This window comes from Salinibacter ruber DSM 13855 (genome assembly GCF_000013045.1).
In the GTDB taxonomy this organism is placed as follows: Bacteria; Bacteroidota; Rhodothermia; order Rhodothermales; family Salinibacteraceae; genus Salinibacter; species Salinibacter ruber.
In genome coordinates this window covers 2,951,916-2,974,393 of the sequence record NC_007677.1, presented here as the reverse complement: position 1 = coordinate 2,974,393, position 22,478 = coordinate 2,951,916, and the positions used below count along the sequence as shown (strand labels likewise).

Sequence of the window (22,478 nt, the reverse complement as noted above, 5' to 3'; positions counted from 1 at the left end):
GCATGCCCGAGCACATCACCCTCCGCGGCGCGCGCGAGAACAACCTCCAGGCCATCGACCTCGACATTCCCCGCAACCGGCTCGTCGTGGTGACGGGCCTGTCAGGGTCCGGCAAGTCGAGCCTCGCGTTCGACACGATCTTTGCCGAGGGCCAGCGGCGCTACATGGAGAGCCTGAGCGCCTACGCCCGCCAGTTCCTAGAGATGATGGAGCGGCCCGAGATCGACTACGTCGACGGCCTCTCGCCGGTCATCTCCATCGAGCAGAAGACCGTCTCCGGCAACCCGCGCTCCACGGTCGGCACCGTCACGGAGGTGTACGACTTCCTGCGCCTGCTCTACGCCCGGGCCGCCACCGCCTACTCCCACGAGACGGGCAACCGCATGCGGCAGCAGAGCGACGACGAGATCGTGGACGGGATCCTCGACTTCCCCGAGGGCACGCGCCTGCAGATCCTGGCGCCGGTGGTGCGGGGGCGCAAGGGCCACTACCGCGAGCTCTTCGAGCAGACCTCCGCGCAGGGCTTCGAGCGGTTTCGCGTGGACGGGGAGATGCGGACCTACGAGGAGGACATGAAGCTGGAGCGCTACGCGACACACGACGTGGAGGTGGTCATCGACCGCCTCGCCATCAAGGACGGCATCCGCTCGCGGGTGAGCCAGTCCGTCGAGACGGCCCTGGAGATGGGGGGCGGCACCCTCATCGCGGACGTGGTCGACGGGCCCGACGGCGTGGAGACGGGCGACCACCTCTTCAGCCGCGACCTCGTGGACCCCGAGACGGGCCTCTCCTACGAGGAGCCCTCGCCCAACATGTTTTCGTTCAACACGCCGTACGGCGCGTGTCCGGAGTGCGAGGGGCTGGGGACCGCCAAGCAAATTGCGCCGGAGCTCGTCGTCCCGCACCCGGAGAAAACGATCAACGAGGGCGCGCTGGCCCCGCTCGGGGAGCCGCGCGACATCTGGATCTTCAACCAGCTGGAGGCGGTCGCGGAGGCGTACGACTTCGACTTCGACACGCCGATCGAGGCCCTGAGCGACGAGCAGCTGGCAGTGATCCTGGAGGGGGCCGGCGAGGAGCAGTTCGAGATCGAATACGGCTACAAGGGCCGCGAGGTGCAGTACAAGCACCGCTTCGACGGCCTCTACGACCACATCTGGCACACCTACGAAGAGACGAGCTCGTCGAAGAAGCGGCGGCGGGCCGAGTCGTTCATGCGCGAGATGGACTGTCCCGCCTGCGGCGGCGGGCGCCTGAAGACCGAGAGCCTACACTACCGCATCGGGGGCAAGTCGATCGCCGACCTGGCGCAGATGGACCTCACCCGGCTCCGCGATTTCGTGGAGGACGTCCCGTTCGACACCGAGCGACAGACGCGCATCGGAGAACCGATCGTGAAGGAGGTGCGGGAGCGGCTCGACTTCCTCATCGGGGTGGGCGTGGGCTACCTCACGCTCGACCGCCCGGCCCGCACCCTCAGCGGGGGCGAGAGCCAGCGGATCCGCCTCGCCACGCAGGTGGGCACGCAGCTGACCGGTGTCCTTTACGTCCTCGACGAGCCGACCATCGGCCTGCACCCGCGCGACAACGACCGCCTCATCGAGAGCCTCGAAAGCCTGCGCGACCTCGGCAACTCGGTCGTCGTGGTAGAGCACGACCGCGACATGATCGAGGCCGCCGACCACGTGGTCGACCTCGGCCCCGGGGCCGGCATCCACGGGGGACACGTCATCACCACGGGCCCGCCGTCCGTCTTGACGGTCGATCCGGTGGAGCAGACCAACGGTACGGCGGCCAATGGCGCGGCCGAGCACGAGATCGAAGACAACGGCGTGGCGCGGCAGCAGGTGGCCGAGCGCGCCGCGGACTACGACAGCGACCACTACGACTTCGAGAGCTTTACCGCCGCCTACCTGCAGGGCGAGCGCGTCATCCCGCTGCCCGACGAGCGCCGTGACGGTACCGGCGAGTCGATCACGCTGAAGGGGGCCACGGGTCATAACCTGAAGGGGGAGGACGTGGACGTTCCGCTGGGAACGCTGATCTGCGTCACCGGGGTCAGCGGCTCCGGCAAGTCGACCCTCGTCAACCAGACGCTCTTTCCGATTCTACACCGGCACCACCACAACGCCAAGACGGTGCCGCTGCCCTACGACCGCGTCGAGGGCATCGACCACGTCGACAAGGTCATCGAGATCGACCAGCAGCCCATCGGCCGCACGCCGCGCTCCAACGCGGCCACCTACACGAAGCTGATGGACTACCTGCGCGACCTCTTCGCCCAGCTGCCGGAGGCAGAGATCCGCGGCTACACCAAGAGCCGCTTCAGCTTCAACACCGACCCGGGCCGCTGCGATAAGTGCGGGGGCACCGGCACGGTCACGCTGGAGATGAACTTCCTGCCGGACGTGGACGTGACCTGCGACGCGTGCGATGGCAAGCGCTACGGGCCCGAGACGCTGGAGGTGGAGTACAAGGGCAAGAACATCGCCGAGGTGCTGGACATGACCGTGGCGGAGGCGGTCGATTTCTTCGAGAACCAGCCGCGCCTCGTCCGCACCCTCAAGACGCTCGACGCGGTGGGGCTCGGCTACCTCACCCTCGGCCAGTCGTCCACCACGCTCAGCGGCGGGGAGGCGCAGCGCGTGAAGCTCTCGAAGGAGCTCTCCCGCCCCGGCACCGGCGATACGCTCTACATTCTCGACGAGCCGACCACCGGCATGCACTTCGAGGACGTGCGTCATCTCCTCAACGTCCTGCACGGGCTCGTCGACGAGGGCAACACGGTGATGGTCATCGAGCACAACATGGACGTCATCAAGCAGGCCGACCACGTGATCGACCTCGGCCCGGAGGGCGGGCGCGAGGGCGGTGAGATCCTGTTTGAGGGCCGGCCCGAGGCCCTGGCGGAGGCCGACACGCACACGTCGGCCTACCTGCGGGAGGAGTTGGAGCGCACCCGAACCGCGCAGACCGACGCGGAGAAGACGGCCCCCGTCGGCGAATCGGGCGACGGCCTCTCGTCGGGACAGCCGGAGCCGACGGCGGAGTGACGAGGTGGGAGGAGCGTCCGCACAGGAGCTCCTGAAATGTGGTGATCCTGTTAAAAGAACGCCCGGAAGCGGTTCCGTAATCGTTGGGAGCGCTTTTATGAAGGTCGAATTTTTGTGGTTTTAGGGGAGTATTGGTAGAGTAAGTGGCGTCAGTATCGCTCCCACCACAAAAAATACTCGCCTTCGGAATGCGGATACGCACGTTCGTTCTCGCCGTCGTCGGTCTTCTGTTCGTACCCATTGGGGCTGCGGCCATGCCGCTGTCGGACCCCGCAAACGTTGCCGAGGCGCTGCAATCGGCCGAGCAAACACAGACGAATCTGGATTACGTCTGGACGATCCTCGCCGCGGCGCTGGTCTTCTTTATGCAGGCGGGCTTTGCGCTGCTGGAGTCCGGCTTCTCGCGGGCGAAGAACGCGGTAAACATCATCATGAAGAACGTGATGGACGCCTCGGCCGGGGCGCTGGTCTTCTTCGCGGTCGGCTTCGGGCTGATGTTCGGCACCTCCTGGGGCGGCCTGATCGGGACCGACGGCTTCTTCCTCACCGGCACGGGCGACCAGCCGCAGACCTGGGTCTACGCCTTCTACTTCTTCCAGGCGGTCTTTGCGGCCACGGCGGCCACCATCGTCTCCGGCGCGGTCGCCGAGCGCATCAAGTTCAGCGGCTACCTGATCTTCTCCGTCACCATCACGGGGCTCATCTATCCGGTGTTTGGGGCGTGGGCGTGGGGCGGCCTCTTCAACGGCAGCGGCTGGCTGGAGGCGCTTGGTTTCATCGACTTTGCCGGGTCGACGGTCGTGCACAGCGTCGGCGGCTGGGCGGCGCTGGCCGGGGCGTTGGTCGTGGGGCCCCGGGTGGGCAAGTACGCGGACGACGGCACGCCGCGCAGCATTCCGGGGCACAGTCTTCCCCTGGCGGCGCTGGGGGTGTTTATCCTGTGGCTCGGGTGGTTCGGCTTTAACGCGGGCTCCACGACGGCCGGGTCCACCGCGATCGCCAAGATTGCCATGAACACGTTCGTCGCGGCGGGGGCCGGGGCGGTGGCGGCCATGGCCATCACCTGGATCGACGGCGGCACGCCGGACGCCACGATGACGCTGAACGGCGTGCTCGGCGGCCTGGTCGGCATTACCGCGGGGTGCGCGGCCCTCACGCCGCCGTACGCCATCCTCACGGGGGCCATCGCGGGCGCCGTCGTGGTCTATGGCACCCGCGCGCTGGAGTGGTACGTCGACGACCCGGTGGGGGCCATCGCCGTGCACGGGCTGGCCGGCGCCTGGGGCACCATCGCCGCGGGCCTGTTCAACTCCGCCGGCTTCAGCCTGTCGCAGGTGGGCGTGCAGGTTGTGGGCGTGGCGGCGGCGTTCCTGTGGACCTTCCCCGTCAGCTACCTCGTCTTCTCGATCGTCGACGCCGCGATTGGCATTCGCCTAAACGGCAAGAAAGAGACGGTCGGGCTCGACCGCATGGAGCACGACGTCGAGGCGTACCCGGAATTCACGACGGACGGGGACCGTCAGGCCCCGGCGCCCGAGGCGGACGAGGTCGTTGCCCGGTAGCGGCGCGGCCCCTCCACCACTTCCCTGTGCCCGGAGGAGAACGAGCGGTGTTCTCCTCCGGGGGGAGGGGGAGGCGCGTTTCGCAATGCGGGGACAGGCGCTCATCATTACGGCAAGCGCGACGGCCGCAGGGTCGGGCCCGGTGGGAGCCTGGCCCCTGCGGCCGTTCGTGTGTGGGGCCGATGTACAACGATGGGCGCATTCCACGTCCGCGAGCTGGTGCGCCCCCCTCGCGAAAACGGCCGATGACGGACCGCAGACGGCGGCGTCTCGGGGTGCTTCGGCGGTCTGTCAGCCGAGAGCAGTCGGGCCACGGTCGTCGCACGCCAAACCAGCGCTTCTGCAGTGCACACCCACTGTTGAGGTGCACCCCAACGCTCGACCCCTCAACCCCTCACGCTCAACCTCCACCCTCAATATCCGTAGATCGAGAGGTCCTCCCGACGCATGTGGGTGTTGAGGACGATTGCCAGCAGGGCCGTGTTGGCGAGCATGGCCGAGCCGCCGTACGACAGGAACGGCAGCGGAAGCCCGATCACGGGCAGCATGCCGGTGACCATGCCGATGTTGATGAAGATGTGGATTAGGTAGACGCCCACGGCCCCCGCGGCGACGATGCTGCCGAATGGGTGCTTGACGTCGGCCCCCAGCTTGATGAGCCGCAGGAGGAGGGCGGCCAGCAGGCCCAGGACCACCAGCGACCCCACGAGGCCGAACTCTTCGGCCACGACGCTGAAGATGAAGTCGGTCGTCTGCTCCGGCACGTAGGCGCCCTGGGTTTGGGGCCCCTGCATGAAGCCCGTGCCCCAGATTCCACCGGAATAGAGGGCCGCCTTCGACTGCACCAGGTGGAACCCCACGCCCTGCCGAAATTGCTCGGCTCCCGGGTTCGTAAACGACAGCAGACGGTCGACCTGGTAGGGCTGGAGGATCTTGCGGAGCACGAACGAGATGAGGGCCGTCACGCCGGCGGTGAAGGTGGCCGCCAGGGCGGCGATGGAGCGCCGGCCGGAGTAGGCCCAGAGCCCGCCCGTGAACAGGACGGCGAACCCGAGGGCGGCCGGAGTGGACACCAGCGCAAAGTAGCCCGCGATGGCGGGCGAAACCATAAGCAGGAGGACCGAGAGGGACAGCCCGCTCCAGAAGAGCATGATGGGCACGAGGCCGAAGAAGACGAGGGCGGTGCCCAGGTCGTTCTGGAGGATGACGAGGAGGGCCGGCGCGACGATGAGGCCCGCGGCCTTCAGGGCAAAACTCAAGTCCTGCCCGGCTCGGGTGTGGCGCTCGGACAGCAGCTGCGCCACGGCGAGGACCGTTCCCACCTTGGCCAGCTCCGACACCTGCAGCCGCAGCGGCCCGAGGGCGAGCCATGCGCGGGTGCCATGCACCTCTACCCCCATCACGAGGCACAACACGAGGAGGACGAGCGTCGCGGCGTAGGCCGGATAGGCCGCGTACCGGAGAAACCGGACGGGCACCAGGAGGGTGGCCGCAATGCCGGCGATCGACACGCCAATCCAGAGAAACTGACGGGCGAAATTATCCTGGACGCCTGGGCCGATGTATTCGGCCGCGGGGCCGTGGGTGGTGCTGTACAGGGCCACGAGGCTCACGGCCGCGAGCCCCAACCAGAGCAGCAGCGTCCAGGGATCCAGTTTCCGGGCTGGGGGACTCATGGGCGATCGGTCGGCGATGAGGCACTGGGGCGGGACGAGTCAGCGGGCGTCGGGGCGGCGGGTTGCGTAGTGGCCTGGACGGCGGGCGTTGTCTCCGAGGGAGACGTGGAGGGGGAGGGCGCGCCGTCCTCCGGGGCGCTGCGCACCTCCTCCCGCAGGCGTCGCTTCCAGTAGCGCCGCTCCCACGTGTCCGCGATTGAGCCCGTCAGGTATTGTTCGGCCATCAGGCTCGCAATGGGGGCCGCGGCGGTGGCCCCGTAGCCCGCATTCTCGACGACCACCGCGAGGGCGATCTCCGGGTCGTCGTACGGCGCAAACATGATGAACAGCGAGTGGTCCTCGCCGTGCGGGTTCTGGGCCGTGCCCGTCTTGCCGGCGCTGGGGATGTCGGGAATCTGAACCCACCGGCCGGTGCCGTCGGTCATGACGCGGTGCATGCCCTCCTGCACGACGTCGAAGTGGGAGGGATCGACCGGAATTGGGTCCGGGGGAGGCAGCTCGGGGCGCCGGGCCGCCCCGGTCTCCGGGTGGACGGCCTTGCGGACGAGGTGGGGCGTGGGGAGGCGGCCGCCGTTGCCGAGGGCCGCCGCGTACCGGGCCATCTGGAGGGGGGTGACGGACATGTCGCCCTGTCCGATGCCAAGGTTGATGGTGTACCCGTCGGTCCAGCGGCCGTACGTCTGGTCGAAATAGGAGGAGTCCGGAATCAGTCCCGGCTCCTGCCGGAATCCTTCGAGCGGCACCTCCTGGCCGAACCCGAACTTCAGGGCCCAATCGTGCCAGGTGGCCAGGCTCATATTCTCCATTACCTGGTAGAAAAAGGTGTTGCAGGACACCTCCAGGGCCTTCGCCACCGTGATGCGCCCTTCGTCCTGTCCGTTGTGGTTCTTGAACGCCCGGCGCCCGATCTGGTAGCTCGACGGGCAGTCCATGCGCTCCGAGGCGGTGAGCATCCCGGTTTCGAGGGCGACGAGGGACATGAACGGCTTCCAGGTGGAGCCTGGGGGATAGCCGCTCTGCGTGGCGCGGTTGTAGAGCGGATCGCTCGGGTCCGAGCGGAGGCTGTCCCACGCCGATGTGCTGACCGACCGGGCAAACAGGGAGGGGTCGAAGTCCGGCGTGCTGACGAGGGAAAGGATGCCGCCGGTGTCGGGGTCGAGGGCAACGGCCGCGCCGCGCTTCCCCACGAAGAGGGACTCGGCGAGGGCCTGCACCTCGTGGTCGAGGGTGAGGTGGAGATCGTGCCCGCCGACCGGAGGAGTGTCCATGGCGCCGTTCTGGTACTCCCGCACCTCCGTCCCGTGCACGTTCACGAGCACCATCTCGCGCCCCCGGTCGCCCCGAAGGATCGATTCGTAGGCGTGCTCCAGGCCCGTGCGGCCGATGCGGTCGCCGGCCCGGTAGTCCGCCGGCATGCGGGACAGGGCCTGCTCGTCAATCTCGTGAACGTAGCCGAGGGCATGGGCCGCCCGGGCGGCCGTGTGGTAGCGCCGCCTCAACTCCACGTCGTACGACACGCCGGGCAGTTCGTAGAGGTGCTCCTGCACGCGACTGAACGTGTCGAACGAGACCTCCCGAAACGAGGGCGTCGGGCGGAAGGCATTCCGCTCGCGCGCCTCCCGCAGTCGGCGGCGCACCGTCGAGTCGGCCACGCCCAGTAGATTGGCCAGCAGCGGGGCCTTCGACGCGTCAAAGTACCGGGGCGTGATCCGAATCGTGTAGGTGGGCCGGTTGTCCACCAGGAGCGTGCTGTCCCGGGCGTACAGGGCCCCTCGTGCCGGCTCTACCGATTGCTCCCGCACGGCGCTTCCGGGCGGCGTGCCGTCCTCGGACGCGCCGTTGAAGCCCTGGAGCTGCACCAGACGAAGGCCGAGCAGGAAAAAGAGAAAGACGACGACCCCGGCGTAGATCCGGACGCGGGTGCGATACTCATCCATGCAGGCGCGGTCGGGGCGGCGAGTGTGCGTCGGAGGATGACAGTGGGGGGCAGCCCATCATTTGAGCCCAAACGGCGGAAGGCGCGAAATGGGTCCTGAGCCGTCGCGAGAGCAAACAGTCTCGTTCCATCCGTGGCGGACCCTCAATTCTGCCCAAAAGTTTTAGTTTTCGGAGAAGGCGGACTCCAAACCTCGCGCCGTCTAGACGCGCATCTCAACCGAACCCTGGGCATTGTCGACGGGATGCGTGTCTTAAAGGTGCAAGTTCCGTTCCGGGCACGCTCCCATTTGGGGGAGCGTAACGATTGAACCCTTCCGTACTCCAACCAATACACCTAGGGCCGTACGTCGGGTGTAAATTTCGTAAAGCCTCGTTGATGTCCCTGGCCGTTATGCAACGATCTCCTGTGCGTTTTGCTCTCGCTCTCCTTGCGCTCTCGGTCGCCTCGATGATTGGGGCCGTAGGGCCGGCGTCGGCCCAGTACTTCGGGCAGAATAAGGTCCAGTACGAACAGTTTGACTTCCGCTCCTTCGAGACGGATCAGTTTGAGATTTACTTCTACCCGGAGGAGCAGCAGGCCGTTGAGGATGCGGCCCGGATGGCGGAGCGGTGGTACGATCGCCACTCCCGGACCTTCCTCCGAGAGTTTCAGAAGAAAAAGCCGCTGATCTTTTACGCCAACAGCCCCGATTTTCAGCAGACCAATGCCGTGCGCGGGCAACTGGGACAGGGCACCGGCGGCGTGACGGAGAGCATCAAGGAGCGCGTCATCATGCCGCTCACAGGAAGCTACGGGGAGACCGACCATGTGCTCGGCCACGAGCTCGTCCACTCGTTTCAGTACGACATTGCCCTGCGCAAGAACAACGAGGGGTTCTCGCTGCGCAACATGCCGCTGTGGTTCATTGAAGGAATGGCCGAATACCTGTCGATCGGGCGGCAGGACTCACACACCGCGATGTGGATGCGGGACGCGGCCGTGCGCGGGGACCTGCCCACAATTCGGCAGCTCACGCGCGACCAGCAGTCCTACTTTCCCTACCGCTACGGCCAGGCCTACATGGCCTACATCGGCGGCAAGTACGGCGACGCCACCGTCACGGACCTTTACAAAATGAGTGGGCGGGTGGGGCTTGACTCCGCCTTCGTGTACACGCTCGGCATCACGGCCGACTCGCTGTCGGAGGAATGGAAGCAGTCTACCCGCGATGCCTTCCTGCCGGCCACCGACGGACGGACGCCGGTGGACTCGGTGGGCACGGCGGTGATCGGGGACCCCGGGGCGGACAACCAGCTCAACATCTCCCCGGCGGTGAGCCCGGACGGGCGCTACGTGGCCTTTATCTCGCGCCGCAACCTCTTCAACACGAACCTCTTCGTCGCGGACGCGGAGACGGGCGAGATCGTGCAGGAACTGGAGGGGACCCGGTCGAATCCACACTTCGACGCGCTCCGGTTTATCAACTCGGCGGGGGCGTGGTCGCCCGACGGGCGGCGGTTTGCGTTCATCACGTTCGCGGACGGCCGCAACGAAATCAACACGTTCAACGTCCAGACGGGCGAGATCCGGACGCGGACGGCGGTGGAGAACGTGGGGGCCATTCACAACCTGGCCTGGTCGCCGGACGGGCAGTCCATTGCGTTTTCGGGGTTGGAGGGCGGCCTGAGCGACCTGTACGTCTACGACCTGGACCAGAAGAACGTGCGCCAGCTCACCAACGACCGGTACGCGGCCCTGCAGCCGACGTGGTCGCCCGACGGGGAAACCCTCGCGTTTACGACGGACCGCGGGCGGGACGGGACAAACTTTGAGACGCTGGAGTACGGCGAGGAGCGCATCGGCCTGATCGACGTCGCGTCCGGCGAGATTCGCACGATTCGGCCCTTCTCCACGGGCATGCAGCACAACCCACAGTTCAGTCCGGACGGCCGCAGCATCTACTTCGTTGCCGACCAGGACGGCTTCAAGGACGTGTACCGCTACGACCTGGACGAGGAGGCGACCTACCGCGTGACGGAGCTGAAGACCGGCGTGAGTGGCATTACGGCCCTCTCCCCGGCCCTGTCGGTGGCGCGGCGGAGCGGGCGGATGATGTTCTCGGTCTTCTCGAACGGCGGGTACTCCATCGTGGGGCTCTCGCCGGAGGAGACAAAGGGCGAGCGGATGACGCCGAAGGAGGAGGCCTCCAACACCGCCGCGTTGCTTCCCCCGGTGCAGCCGAAGGGGGACGGCCTCGTGGGCAGCTACCTGGAGGATCCGACGACGGGGCTGACGGACGTGGACACGACCCAGACGACGAAGGCCAGCAATCGGCTCCGCCTCGACCGCATCGTGCCCCCTTCGGTAGGGGCCTCGGTGGGAGGGCCCGTGGGCACGCAGGTGGCGGGGGGGATCGGGTTCATGTTCAGTGATATTCTCGGCCATCGGAACCTGAGCGTCTTCGTACAGGCCAACGGGACGATCAAAGACATCGGCGGGGGCGTCTTCTACTCCAACCAGGAGAACCGATTCAACTACGGCGTGGGCATCTCGCACCAGCCGTCGGCCCGTGGGCGTGTGGGGCGTACCCGAAGCGGCCAGTTTGTGCAAATCGTCAACCGGATCTTCCGGACGCAGGTGGGCGCGCAGACGAGCTATCCCTTCTCCCAGACGAACCGGCTCGAACTTGGCGTAGGGGGCACACGCTACGGCTTCAGCCAGACCGTCCGCGCGTTCAACCGGTTCGGGCAGTCCCAAGAGATCGATGCCGGGACGGTCCGCGATCCCATCTACTTCGCGCGCACGAGCCTTGCGTATGTCGGGGACTTCTCGCGATCGGGCCTGACGTCGCCCCTGCAGGGCGGGCGCTATCGCTTTCAGGTGACGCCGCAGTTCGGGTCCCGGAACTTCGTGTCGGTGCTGGCCGACTACCGGCGGTACTTCTACCGCGAGCCCGTCACGCTTGCGGTGCGGGGCCTCCACCGCGGGAACTACGGGGCGAACGAGTTTAGCGGAGAGTTGACGGACAACTTCATCAGCGAAACGCTCGGGGATCCCTACCAAGCCGGCTTTGTGCGGGGGTACAGCTTCAATTCGCTGCTCGAAGAGCCGAATTGTCGAGCCAATCTTGAATCCTGCAGAGTCGGGCGATTGTACGGCACGCGCATGGCGCTCGGGAGCGTCGAGCTACGCCTCCCGCTTCTTGGGCCGGAGGTGCTGAGCCTCGCGACCTTCGAGTACCTGCCGACCGACCTGGTGGCCTTCGCCGATGCCGGGGTGACGTGGACCAACGAGGACCTGACGGACCTGTCCTTCTCCTCGAGCACGATTGGGGCTGACGCAACCGGGCGCCTGGGCACCGGCAGTACGGAACGCACCGTGGCCGCGCAACCGGTGACGAGCGCCGGCGTGTCGGCGCGCGTGAACGTGCTGGGCGCGATCGTCATGGAGGCGTTCTACGCCCGCACGTTCCAACGTACCAAAAACTGGGACTTCGGGGTCATCCTGCGGCCTGGATGGTAGGGCAAAATGAGGACTACGCGTCGAGGCGGCCGTCGACGACGGTGACGGCCCGCCCGCCTAGCGCGACCCGTTCCGCGTCGGGCGTGTCGAGGTGCACGCGGACGGTGCCGCCCCGCGCAGACACCTGCCGGCCGGTGAGTTCGGTGCGTCCCATCCGGGCGGCCCAGTAGGGGCCGAGGGCGCAGTGGGCGGACCCCGTCACGGGATCTTCGGGGACCCCCACGCGGGGCGCGAAGAACCGGGACACGAAGTCGACGTCGTCGGCCTCGGCCGGGGCGGTTGCAATCACCCCCCGTGCCTCATCGAGGGTGTGTAGGGGCGAGAGGGTCGGCTGCAGGGCCCGCACGGCGCCCGCGTCCGGCAGGCGAACGAGATAGTCGCGCCCGCTCCATCCAACCTCCTCTGGCGTTGCTCCGTCGAGGGCATTGAGAAGTGGGGTGGGCGGATCGGCCGGGGCCACCGGATCGGCGGGAAAGTCCATCCAGATCCATCCGTCGTCGCGCCGGGCCGTGAGGCGCCCGCTCGCCGTCTCGAAATGAAGGGCGGGGCGGGCCGCCTCGTGGTCGGTCGCCCAGAGGACGTGTGCGCTGGCGAGCGTCGCGTGTCCGCAGAGGGCCACCTCGTCGGTGGGGGTAAACCAGCGTAACTGGTAGGTTGCCTCCTCGTCCCAGGGACGTAGGAAAGCCGTTTCCGACACGTTCATTTCGGCGGCCACCTGCTGCATCCAGTCGGCGTCGCGGTCATCCCGGAGTAGGCACACGGCGGCGGGATTCCCGGCGAACGGGACGGTGGCGAAGGCGTCAACCTGGTAGAGGGGGGTGGGCATGGGAGGGGGGGATTGGAACGTTGCAGATCGTGGAGAAACGAAGCGTCCCGGGTACAGGTCCAATGGGAGGAGTGATTGATGAACCCTCACCCTCTACCCGACGACACCGAGCCCGTATGTACCGTCTTCTCCGGCCGTTGTTGTTTCGGTTGAATCCCGAGTGGGCGCACACGGCAAGCCTGTGGGGGGCGCGGGTGGCACAGCGCACGGTCCTGCCACTCGTGGCCTCGCGGTATCAGTTTGAGGACGAGCGGCTCAAGCAGCGCCTCTGGGGCGACACCTTTCCCAATCCCGTGGGGCTGGCCGCGGGGGCCGACAAGAATGCCCGGGCGGTGCCGTTCTGGGAGGCGGTCGGGTTCGGGTTTGTGGAGGTCGGGTCCGTGAGTGCCCAGCCGGCGCCGGGCAACCCGACGCCGCGCGCCTTCCGACTGCCGAAGGACCAGGCCCTGATCAACCGTCTGGGCCTCAACAACGACGGGGCGGAGGCCGTCGCGGACCGGTTGGAGCACAGCCGGTCGGACCGGGCGCGCCCGCTGGGCATCAACCTGGCCAAGACCCACGACCCCGACATCATGGGGGAGGCGGCCCTGGAGGACTTTCGGACGAGCTTTCGGCAACTGGTCGGGCAGGCGGACTACGTGACGCTCAACGTGTCGTGCCCGAACACGCCGGACGGAGGGACCTTCGAGGACCCGGCGGCCCTCGATGCGTTGCTCGGCGCCATCACGGCGGAGCAAAAGGCGCCGGGGCTGGCGGTGCCCGTGCTCGTCAAACTGAGTCCCCCCCTCAGCGACCGCGTCCTGTTCGACACGCGGCTGGAAGAGATCCTTGCGGTGGCGGCGGACCACGACATAGACGGCTTTATCGCGACGAACACGGCCTCGGACCGGAAGGGGGTTGAGACGTCTGCGGACCGGCTCGACGAGATCGGGGCGGGCGGGCTCAGTGGGCCCCCCCTGGAGGCACGGGCCACGCGTCTCGTGCAGTACCTCTACCGGGCGACCGACGGCGAAATTCCGATCATCGGGGTTGGGGGGGTGCACGACGCGGAGTCGGCCTACACCAAGATCCGCGCGGGGGCCTCGCTGGTGCAGCTCTACACGGCGCTCGTCTACGAGGGGCCCGGGCTGGTGCGGCGCATCAAAGAGGGCCTCGTGGCGCGGCTCAGTGACGACGGGTACGCGTCTCTTGAGAACGCCGTGGGGGCAGACGCGTGACCGAACACAGCACTCTCAGAAACAGCGCTCAGGCTCACAGGTAGGGCCTGCGTGCTCGCATTCTTCACACTGGTCTTCGTCCGTCCATGCCCGCACAGGTCGAATTCGACACCATTCCCGAGATGGTTCTCCGCCTTTGTGATCGGTACCGAGGGCGGGAGCGGCCGGTGCTGCGGCACAAGGTCCGGGGCGACGGGTGGCAGGAAATCACCTGGGAGGGCTTCCAGGATCGGGTGCAGGCCCTGGCCGGCTACCTGCATCGGCAGAGTGTGCGCGAGGGCGATCGGGTCGCCCTGCTCTCGGAAAACCGTCCGGAGTGGGCCGTCAGCGACCTGGGGACGCAGCTCATTGGGGCGGCGAACGTCTCGATCTACACGTCCCTTCCGCCCTCGAAAGTAGCCCACATCCTCCGGGACTCCGGGGCCAAAGTGTGCATCGTGTCCGTGCCGGTCCAGCGCAAGAAGATCGAGGAGATTGCGGACACGTGCCCCGAGCTCGAAGAGGTGATCGTAATGAGCGAGACGGCGGACGACCCGCCCGTCCCCATGACGCACTGGGACGATGCCCTGGCGGCGGGCCGCGAGCACTGGAGCGAGCACGAGGCGGAGCTTACCGGCATTGCGGAGTCGATCGCGCCGGGGGACACCAGCGCCCTCATCTACACGAGCGGCACCACCGGCCAGCCGAAGGGGGTGGTGCTAACCCACCGCAACTTCTGCTCGAACGTAAAGGGCGCCCTGCGGCGCATCCCCATCGGGGAGGACGATCACCACCTTTCGTTCCTGCCCCTCTCGCACGCCTTCGAGCGGACGGCGGGCCACACGGCCGTGCTCGCCGCCGGGGCCACCATCAGCTACGCGGAAAGCATCGAGGCGGTCAGCCAAAACCTCCAGGAGGTGCAGCCGACCCTCATGATCTCGGTGCCGCGCATGTTCGAGAAGGTGTACAAACGCGTGACGAAGCAGGCCAAGGAGGGAGGACCCCTCAAGCAGGCCCTCTTCGACTGGGCGGTTGGGGTGGGCGAACGGCACGCTGAGGCCCAGCAGAAGACCGGCTCGGGACCGAACCTGCTGTTGCGTGGGCAGCGGGCGGTGGCCCACCGTCTGGTCTTTTCCAAACTGCACGAGAAACTCGGTGGAAACCTCCGGTTCGCCGCCTCCGGCGGGGCGGCGCTGCCCGAAGAGATTGGCACCTTCTTCCAGGCCGCGGGCGTGACCATCATCGAGGGCTACGGCCTTACGGAGACGGCCCCCGTCCTCACGATCAATCCCCTGGACGCCCCCCGCTACGGCACCGTCGGCCACGTCATGCCCGGCGTGACGGTCGCCATTCAGCCGCTGGAGGAGAACGAGCCGGCCGGGGCGGTCAGTGGCAGCGACTACCCCACATCCCTCTCCACGCCGGAAGGGGAGATTCTGGTGAAGGGCCCCAACGTGATGAAGGAGTACTGGAATCAACCCGAAGAGACACGGGCGGCCTTCGGCCCGGACGGGTGGTATCACACCGGCGACGTCGGACGCTTCGAGGAGGGCTACCTCAAGATTACGGACCGGATCAAGCACATGATCGTCACGGAGGGCGGAAAGAACGTCTATCCCGGCCCGATCGAGGAGACGTTTAAGACCAAAAACTGGATCAACCAGATCGTCGTGGTGGGGGAGGGGCGTCCGTTTCTCGCGGCCCTGGTGGTGCCCGACTTCGACGCCCTCCGCATGCGGGCACGAGACGAGGGGATTGACGAGTCCACCTGTGACGATGCGGAGCTGCTGCACCACGACGCGGCGCAGGCCCTGTTTCAGGACGTCTTTACGGCCTACAACCGCGACGCGGCGGCCCACGAGAAAATTCGCAACTTCCGCCTCCTCGGCGAGCCGTTCACCGTCGAGGAGGGGACGCTCACCCCCACGCTCAAGCTCCGTCGCAGCGTCATCCGGGAGCGCCACGCGGACCTCATCGACGAGATGTACGAGGAGTTCGGCCGGTGACGAATCGCGCCTTGCTTGTGGGGCCCTGCGAAGGGACCGTCGAGATCTGTTCTGTGGGCGCCGCCTCACATCTCCCCTGAATCCGAGCGTCAGAGAACCCGTGTGGATAACCGTTGAACTCTCCTCTAGGGGGCCGCCAGCGCCCATGGTTGAGAGGGGCGTCCCGGATCTCGACTCCGCATCGGCCCTATAAGACGCTTGGACATTTCCCTCGGGGCATGGCGCAGTCCGGTAGCGCGCGTCGTTCGGGACGACGAGGTCGCCGGTTCAAATCCGGCTGCCCCGACCCTCCGAAAGCGGCCTTCACGGTTGGTGGAGGCCGCTTTTGCGTTGCTGAGCCCCCTATCCCCGACCTCCAATGGGGACTTCCCGGGGGCTTCAAGAATAATCCCGCCCGTGAGACCGTTCGCAGCACGTGGATGCGGTCAGGAAAAGGGTCGGAACCCGTTCCGGCCCCCGAAACACTCTGATCGATATTCGTATTTCCAGAAGCATATTCGCGGGCCTTGCTCGTCGGGGGCGTCCCCGGTGTGATCTCTTTCCTCCACGTTTTTCTCACTACGACCCACTCTTATGCTACAACGTTTGTTCAAATCGTCCTGCGTCGGCCTGATCGCCCTCGCCTTCGCCTTCACCGCCCCCGCGTTCGGCCAGATGCCCCAACAGCCGGACACGACCACCCTCTCGGCCTCCGAGGTAAGCCAGGAGCAGATTGACAAGGCGGCCCGCATCGCCGCGGCCGTCCAGTCCTCCATGCGGGCGCAGCAGATGAAGATGCGGAAGCAGATGAAGGAGAAATACGGCAATCCGCAGGAGATGGACTCCACGCAAAAAGCCAACGCACGGCGGGAGATGAAGCGCCAGCAGATGCGGATGCGCAAGCAGCAGATGAAGATGATGCAGCAGGAATCGCAGAAGGAGAACATGGACCCTCAAATGTTCCGGCGCATCATGCGGTCGGCGCAGCAGGACTCCACGCTGAAGAAGCAGATTCAGCAGGCCATGAAGGCAGAAATGAAGAAGCAGCAGTCGCAGATGCAGCAAAACCCGAACTCGCAGAACTAGCTGCGACGGTCGGGGGCTCGCCGACAGGGGCGAGCGTTCCTGCACATTGCACGCGATGGGAAAGCGGCCCTTGCCCCCGTGGCAACGGCCGCTTTCTTGTTGGGACCCGTCCGGAGGCACCGGCGCGCCGCGCGGGACCTGACGAGGCGCTGTCCGTTGTTGAAAGGAGCCATCCCGAAGATGCAGAGAACCGACTCGTCGCCCGCACACCTTCATTGCGCTTTCCTGCCGTGCAGTATTTGAGCACCCGCACCCCCGCCCATCGCGTTTCCCTCTCCACGGCGCTGCAGGACGGACTGGCGCCGGACGGGGGGCTGTACGTGCCCGAACGGTTTCCGACCCTCGGGCCCGAGGCGTTTGCGGGATGCACCACGATCGAGGCGGTGGCGGAGCGGCTTCTGCGCCCGTTTGCGGAGGGGGACGGCCTGGCGGACGTGCTGCCGGGGATCTGCGAGGCGATGTTTGGCTTTCCGGTGCCGCTGCGCGAGATCGGCCGGGGGACGAGCGTCCTCGAACTCTTCCACGGCCCCACGGCGGCGTTTAAGGACGTGGGGGCGCGCTTCCTGGCCGACAGCCTTGCCCGTCTCAACGAAGGGGCCGCGCAGCCGCTTACCATCCTCGTGGCCACCTCCGGCGACACCGGCGCGGCCGTGGCGGCGGCCTTCTGGAAGAAGCCCAACGTCGAGGTCGTCGTCCTCTACCCGAAGGGCAAGGTGTCCGACCGGCAGGAGCAGCAGCTCACCGGGTGGAGCGACAACGTGCAGACCGTGGCCGTCCGCGGCGTGTTTGACGACTGCCAGACGCTCGTGAAGGAGGCCTTTCAGGACGAGGCGTGGCAGGAGCGCCTGCGCCTCTCCTCCGCCAACAGCATCAACATCGGGCGTCTGCTGCCGCAGATGACGTACTACGCCTACGCCAGCCTCCGGCACTGGCGCGCCCACGGCACCCGCCCCAACGTGATCGTGCCGTCCGGCAACCTGGGCAACGGGCTCGCCTGCCTGTACGCCCGCGAGTGCGGGCTGCCGATTGGGGAGGTCGTCTTCGCGACGAACGAGAACCGCCCCGTCACGCACTACCTGGAGACCGGCGAGTACGAGGCGTTTGAGACGCAGGAAACCCTGGCGACGGCGATGGACGTGGGCAATCCCAGCAACATGGAGCGCCTGCGCCACCACTATTCCGGCAGCGGTGGAGCGGAGGCACTGCACGATGCCATCGGCGCCGAGCGCGTCACCGACGAGCAGATCGAACGGCACGTCCGCCAGGGGCCCGAGGCCTGGGACACGGTGTGGGACCCCCACACGGCCACCGCGGTCGAGGCCCGCGAGCATCTCGACCCCGACGACGAGCACGAGTGGATCCTGGTGGCCACCGCGCACCCGGCCAAGTTTCCGGAGGTGGTGGAGCCGCTCGTGGGGCACGCGGTCGACGTGCCCGAACCACTGGCCGAGGTGATGGCGCGGTCGCATCCCGTCCCCGAGGTGGACCCGACGCTCTCGGCGGTGGCGGACGTGGTGTTCGAGGACCGCAGGCCCGACGCGACGGAGCACGCGTAGAGGAGGGCCCCGCCGTTGGTCGGTCTCCGGTCGTGCGCTCGATGCACCGTCTTCGCCGCATCTCTGAAGGGAAAACATGAACGGCAGACAGACAGGTCTTCGGTACATCGTGGGGGGCGTGCTGCTGGGGGCGGCCGTGCTGCTCGGTGGCGGGTGTGGGGGAGACCCTCAAGAAGGCCGAGACGCCCCCGAGACGGCTCCGACGACCGAAGAGGAGTCGCCGGCACAGAGGCGTGCCGTGCAGTGCAGGGGGCCGGAGGGGGGCGTGGTGACGTTCCGGGCGCTCGTCCGTCCCGACTCGCTCGCGCTACGGGTGCCCGCAGCGTTTGGGGGCGACACGCGTCACCTTGTGGCGGCACAGGCCGCCAGCGGGGCGAAGTACGAAGGCGGTGCCGCCACGGTCTGGAGCAAGGGCGGCACGGCCACCGTCGAAATCGATGGCCAGCGCCTCGAGAATTGCACCATCGCGCCTCAGACGGAGCCACAGGACGAGCATCCTCCCAATCTGCAGTTTCGGGCGGTGGGGCAGGAACCCGGATGGATCGTGGAGGTGACCGACGACAGCCTCCGGTTTGCCTGGGCTTACGGGCAGCATGAGGTCACCGCCGCCCAGTTCGTCACAGACACGGACGACGAGCGCGTGCTCTACAGCGCCAGCACGGACCGTGGTCCCCTGCGTGTCGTGGCCCGGCCCCAGTACTGCACGGATCCGATGAACGGGCGGTTGTTTAGCCATACGGTCACCGTCACGCTTGCCGGCGATGTGCACACCGGCTGCGGACACCCGACGCGGTAGTCCGGCATTGGCGTCTACGGCCCGCAGAGGCCTTCTTCCTGCGCGGCGGAACGGGCCGAGTGCTCGCCGGGGGGAGGCACTTCGATCCTCTACCGGCCGATTCGTATGTTGGTGTCGTCGCCGTACTGCCTCGGTGGACCCCTCTGGTTTCATGCCCGCCTCGTTTTCGATCGCCGGCCGCCTCGTCGACCTGCACGCCCGCGCAATCCGGCCGGCCACCGTGCACGTCCAGGACGGCGTGATTGCGCGCATCGAGCCGGCCGAGACGGTGCCGGAGCGGCATCTGCTGCCCGGGTTTATCGACGCGCACGTCCACGTCGAGAGCGCGATGCTGCCGCCGTCGGAATTTGCGCGGGCGGCGGTGCGGCACGGGACCGTGGGCACGGTAAGCGACCCGCACGAGATCGCCAACGTGCTCGGTGTGGAGGGGGTCGAGTACATGATTGCGGATGGCCGCCCGGTGCCGTTCCACTTCGCGTTCGGCGCGCCGTCGTGCGTGCCGGCCACGCCCTTCGAGACGAGCGGGGCGGAACTCGGGCCGGACGCGGTATCGGCATTGCTGGACCGCGACGACGTGCCCTATCTGAGTGAAATGATGGACTACCCCGGCGCCATCGATGGGGCCCCGAACGTGCTGGCAAAAATTCGGGCCGCGCAGGTGCGCGACAAGCCGGTGGACGGGCACGCGCCCGGTCTGCGGGGGGACGACGTGGCACAGTACGCGGCCGCCGGCATCGAGACCGACCACGAGTGTGTTTCGATTGAGGAGGCGCGCGAGAAGCTAGAGGCGGGGATGAAAATCGCGATTCGGGAGGGCTCGGCGGCCAAGAACTTCGACGAACTGATTCCGCTGATGGACGAGGCGCCGGACCGCCTCATGTTCTGCAGTGACGACCGGCACCCGGACGCCCTCGCGGAGGGACACATCGACACCCTCGTCCGCCGCGCCCTCAATCGCGGATACGACCGGTTTGACGTGCTCCGTGCCGCCTGCGTGCATCCGGTCGAGCACTACGGGCTGGACGTGGGGCTGCTGCGTGAGGGGGACCCGGCGGACTTTATCGTGGTGGACGACCTGGACGCGCTGAATGTACAAGAGACGTACGTCGAGGGCGCCCTCGTTGCCGAAGAAGGGGAGACGCACATCGAGCACGTTGCGTCCGACGTCGTCAATCGCTTCGACGCGGAACCGGTCGCACCGGCGGATTTTCGGGTGCCGGCGGGCGGCGATCGGCTCCGTGTGATCACTGCCGTCGACAATCAGTTGGGTACCGGGGAAGAGGTCGTGACGACGCCGACCGACGACGGATACGCCGTGGCGGACCCGGACCGCGACGTGCTCAAGCTTGCCGTGGTGAATCGGTATACGGAAGAGAGCACGCCGGCCGTGGCCTTCGTCCGGGGCTTTGGGCTCGACGGGGGCGCCCTTGCCTCCAGCGTGGCCCACGACTCCCACAACGTGGTGGCCGTGGGGGCTCGTGATGACGCCCTGGCCCGGGCCGTGAATGCGGTGGTGCGGGCGGAGGGCGGCATCAGTGCGGCGGCGGAGGGCACGCAGGTCCTGCCGCTCCCCATCGCCGGCCTCATGAGCGACGAGCCGTACGACGTAGTGGCCCGGCGCTACACGCGCCTCACCGACTACGTTCGGGCAGAGCTGGGCAGCGCGATGGACGCGCCGTTCATGACGCTCTCGTTCCTGTCGCTGCTTGTCATTCCGCAGCTCAAGCTCAGCGACCGGGGCCTCTTCGACGGGGCGGCGTTCGAGTTCGTGGACCGGTTCGTCGATTGACCGACAGTGGAGGGGGACGCACGTGCTGTTTCTTGCAATCACCGCTTCTTATGGCCAACGCTGACGCCATTGTCGTGGGGTCGGGTCCGAACGGGCTCGGGGCCGCCGTCGTGCTCGCCCGGGCCGGGTGGGACGTACACGTGATCGAGCAGGCCGACGCCGTCGGCGGCGCGGCGCGCTCGGAAGAGGTGACGCGTCCGGGCTTCGTCCACGACCTCGGCTCCGCCATCCACCCGCTCGCCGCGGCGTCGCCCCTGTTCCGGCGGCTCCCCCTCGACGAGTACGGCCTGTCGTGGGTGCAGCCGGACCTGCCGCTCGCCCATCCGCTGGACGGGGGGCGGGCCGTGGCGATGCACCAGTCCCTGGAGGAGACCGCCCTCGGGCTCGGGGGCGACGCGGGGCGCTACCGGTGGCTCAACGGGCCGCTCGCGGACCGGTGGCGGGCCGTCCTCGACGAGGTGCTCCAGCCGGTGCTCCACCTGCCGCGTGCCCCCCTGCTCCTGGCGCGGTTCGGCCTGCGGGCGATCTGGCCCGCGCAGCTTCTGGGGCAGGGCCTCTTCCGGACGGAGGAGGCGCGGGCCCTGCTCGCGGGACTGGCCGCCCACTCCAACCTGCCGCTCTCGGCGCTCGGGTCGACGGCCTTCGGCCTCGTCCTCGGAATGGCCGGGCACGCGGTGGGGTGGCCGTTTCCGAAGGGGGGCGCCGGGGCCATCACGCAGGCACTGGCGGACTACCTGCGTGACCTGGGCGGGACCATCGAGACGGGCCGCCGCGTGCATTCCGTCGACGAGCTGCCCCCGTCCCGGACGGTGGTGCTCAACCTGACGCCCCGGCAGGTCCTGCGCGTCGCCCGGCCGCGGCTGCCCGCCCGCTACGAAACGCAGCTGACGCAGTACCGCTACGGCGCGGCGGCCTTCAAGGTCGACTACGCCCTCAGCGACCCGATTCCGTGGGCCGCCGAGGCCTGCGGGCGGGCCGGAACCGTGCACGTGGGCGGCACGCTGAACGAGATTGCCGCCTCGGAGCGGGCCGTGGCGCAGGGGCGGGTGCCGGAGCGCCCGTACGTGCTGCTGGCCCAGCACAGCCGCTTCGACGAGAGCCGCGCCCCCGGCGACCAGCACACCGCGTGGGCCTACTGCCACGTCCCCAACGGGGCGACCGCAGACGCGACGGCCCAGGTTGAACGGCAGATCGAGCGGTTCGCGCCCGGCTTCCGGGACACCATTCTGGAGCGGCACGTCATGGGCCCGCAGGCGCTGGAGGCCTGGAACCCGAACCTCGTGGGCGGGGACATCAACGGGGGCGCCCTGGACCTCGGGCAGCTCATCGCACGGCCGGCCCTTCGGTGGAGCCCGTACCGCATTCCGGCCCGTACGGCCCGCGGGGCGCAGCTCTACATGGCCTCCGCCTCGACCCCGCCCGGCGGGGGCGTGCACGGCATGGCGGGCCGCCACGCCGCCCACACCGTGCTCGCGGACGCGGGGCAGGACGTGTAGCCCCCGCCGAGACGGAC

Annotated in this window: 13 protein-coding genes and 1 tRNA gene; 11 read left to right on the top strand and 3 right to left on the bottom strand. The window is 67.7% G+C overall.

Annotated elements, in window-relative coordinates; all coding sequences use genetic code 11:
• Positions 1-2: 2 nt before the first annotated feature.
• The gene (gene uvrA / locus SRU_RS12530) at positions 3-3,053 is read left to right on the top strand and encodes an excinuclease ABC subunit UvrA (protein ID WP_011405104.1); all 3,051 of its coding nucleotides are present in this window, start codon (positions 3-5) and stop codon (positions 3,051-3,053) included.
• 143 nt (positions 3,054-3,196) lie between these two features.
• The gene (locus SRU_RS12525; RefSeq protein ID WP_011405103.1) at positions 3,197-4,615 is read left to right on the top strand and encodes an ammonium transporter; all 1,419 of its coding nucleotides are present in this window, start codon (positions 3,197-3,199) and stop codon (positions 4,613-4,615) included.
• Between the two features lie 413 nt (positions 4,616-5,028).
• On the opposite strand, the gene rodA is transcribed toward SRU_RS12525, so the two are convergent.
• A complete protein-coding gene (rodA, locus tag SRU_RS12520; protein WP_011405102.1) occupies positions 5,029-6,291 on the bottom strand; it encodes a rod shape-determining protein RodA in 1,263 nt (420 codons plus the stop codon).
• On the bottom strand, positions 6,288-8,228 hold the full coding sequence (gene mrdA / locus SRU_RS12515; RefSeq protein WP_011405101.1) for a penicillin-binding protein 2: 1,941 nt from the start codon (positions 8,226-8,228) through the stop codon (positions 6,288-6,290). Before mrdA ends, rodA begins: the two co-directional genes overlap by 4 nt.
• Positions 8,229-8,620: 392 nt before the next feature.
• Between mrdA and SRU_RS12510 the strand changes: the two genes are divergently transcribed.
• On the top strand, positions 8,621-11,731 hold the full coding sequence (locus tag SRU_RS12510) for a basic secretory protein-like protein (protein ID WP_237701740.1): 3,111 nt from the start codon (positions 8,621-8,623) through the stop codon (positions 11,729-11,731).
• A gap of 13 nt (positions 11,732-11,744) precedes the next feature.
• On the opposite strand, the gene SRU_RS12505 is transcribed toward SRU_RS12510, so the two are convergent.
• Positions 11,745-12,557 carry a PhzF family phenazine biosynthesis protein gene (locus SRU_RS12505; RefSeq protein WP_103017434.1) on the bottom strand — a complete coding sequence of 271 codons (813 nt, stop codon included), beginning with the start codon at positions 12,555-12,557 and terminating at the stop codon, positions 11,745-11,747.
• Positions 12,558-12,673: 116 nt separating this feature from the next.
• On the opposite strand from SRU_RS12505, the gene SRU_RS12500 reads away from it, so the two are divergent.
• The 8 genes from SRU_RS12500 to SRU_RS12465 all read left to right on the top strand — a co-directional run bounded on the left by SRU_RS12500 (position 12,674) and on the right by SRU_RS12465 (position 22,461).
• Entirely contained in the window at positions 12,674-13,774 is a 1,101-nt protein-coding gene (locus SRU_RS12500; protein ID WP_011405098.1) for a quinone-dependent dihydroorotate dehydrogenase, read from the top strand.
• A gap of 86 nt (positions 13,775-13,860) precedes the next feature.
• Positions 13,861-15,759: an AMP-dependent synthetase/ligase gene (locus SRU_RS12495; RefSeq protein WP_011405097.1), complete on the top strand. Its 1,899-nt coding sequence runs from the start codon at positions 13,861-13,863 to the stop codon at positions 15,757-15,759.
• 212 nt (positions 15,760-15,971) lie between these two features.
• Positions 15,972-16,045 (top strand) — tRNA-Pro (locus SRU_RS12490).
• Between the two features lie 287 nt (positions 16,046-16,332).
• Positions 16,333-16,824 (top strand): hypothetical protein, encoded by a 492-nt coding sequence (locus SRU_RS12485; RefSeq protein ID WP_011405096.1) that lies wholly within the window; start codon positions 16,333-16,335, stop codon positions 16,822-16,824.
• Between the two features lie 230 nt (positions 16,825-17,054).
• On the top strand, positions 17,055-18,380 hold the full coding sequence (thrC, locus tag SRU_RS12480) for a threonine synthase (RefSeq protein ID WP_237702056.1): 1,326 nt from the start codon (positions 17,055-17,057) through the stop codon (positions 18,378-18,380).
• Positions 18,381-18,456: 76 nt separating this feature from the next.
• Positions 18,457-19,176, top strand: a complete 720-nt coding sequence (locus SRU_RS12475) for a COG3650 family protein (RefSeq protein WP_118829318.1) — start codon at positions 18,457-18,459, stop codon at positions 19,174-19,176.
• Between the two features lie 151 nt (positions 19,177-19,327).
• The gene (gene ade, locus SRU_RS12470) at positions 19,328-20,965 is read left to right on the top strand and encodes an adenine deaminase (protein ID WP_118829317.1); all 1,638 of its coding nucleotides are present in this window, start codon (positions 19,328-19,330) and stop codon (positions 20,963-20,965) included.
• A 50-nt stretch (positions 20,966-21,015) separates the two neighbouring features.
• A complete protein-coding gene (locus SRU_RS12465) occupies positions 21,016-22,461 on the top strand; it encodes a phytoene desaturase family protein (protein ID WP_011405092.1) in 1,446 nt (481 codons plus the stop codon).
• Positions 22,462-22,478: the final 17 nt, after the last annotated feature.

What these genes read in the sequence shown, in the direction of transcription:
- uvrA (WP_011405104.1), top strand. Translation starts at nt 3, where the DNA reads ATGCCCGAGCACATCACCCTCCGCGGCGCGCGCGAGAACAACCTCCAG.
- SRU_RS12505 (WP_103017434.1), bottom strand. Translation starts at nt 12,557, where the DNA reads ATGCCCACCCCCCTCTACCAGGTTGACGCCTTCGCCACCGTCCCGTTC.
- SRU_RS12495 (WP_011405097.1), top strand. Translation starts at nt 13,861, where the DNA reads ATGCCCGCACAGGTCGAATTCGACACCATTCCCGAGATGGTTCTCCGC.
- SRU_RS12475 (WP_118829318.1), top strand. Translation starts at nt 18,457, where the DNA reads ATGAACGGCAGACAGACAGGTCTTCGGTACATCGTGGGGGGCGTGCTG.
- SRU_RS12500 (WP_011405098.1), top strand. Translation starts at nt 12,674, where the DNA reads ATGTACCGTCTTCTCCGGCCGTTGTTGTTTCGGTTGAATCCCGAGTGG.
- SRU_RS12510 (WP_237701740.1), top strand. Translation starts at nt 8,621, where the DNA reads ATGCAACGATCTCCTGTGCGTTTTGCTCTCGCTCTCCTTGCGCTCTCG.
- rodA (WP_011405102.1), bottom strand. Translation starts at nt 6,291, where the DNA reads ATGAGTCCCCCAGCCCGGAAACTGGATCCCTGGACGCTGCTGCTCTGG.
- SRU_RS12465 (WP_011405092.1), top strand. Translation starts at nt 21,016, where the DNA reads ATGGCCAACGCTGACGCCATTGTCGTGGGGTCGGGTCCGAACGGGCTC.
- SRU_RS12485 (WP_011405096.1), top strand. Translation starts at nt 16,333, where the DNA reads ATGCTACAACGTTTGTTCAAATCGTCCTGCGTCGGCCTGATCGCCCTC.
- ade (WP_118829317.1), top strand. Translation starts at nt 19,328, where the DNA reads ATGCCCGCCTCGTTTTCGATCGCCGGCCGCCTCGTCGACCTGCACGCC.
- mrdA (WP_011405101.1), bottom strand. Translation starts at nt 8,228, where the DNA reads ATGGATGAGTATCGCACCCGCGTCCGGATCTACGCCGGGGTCGTCGTC.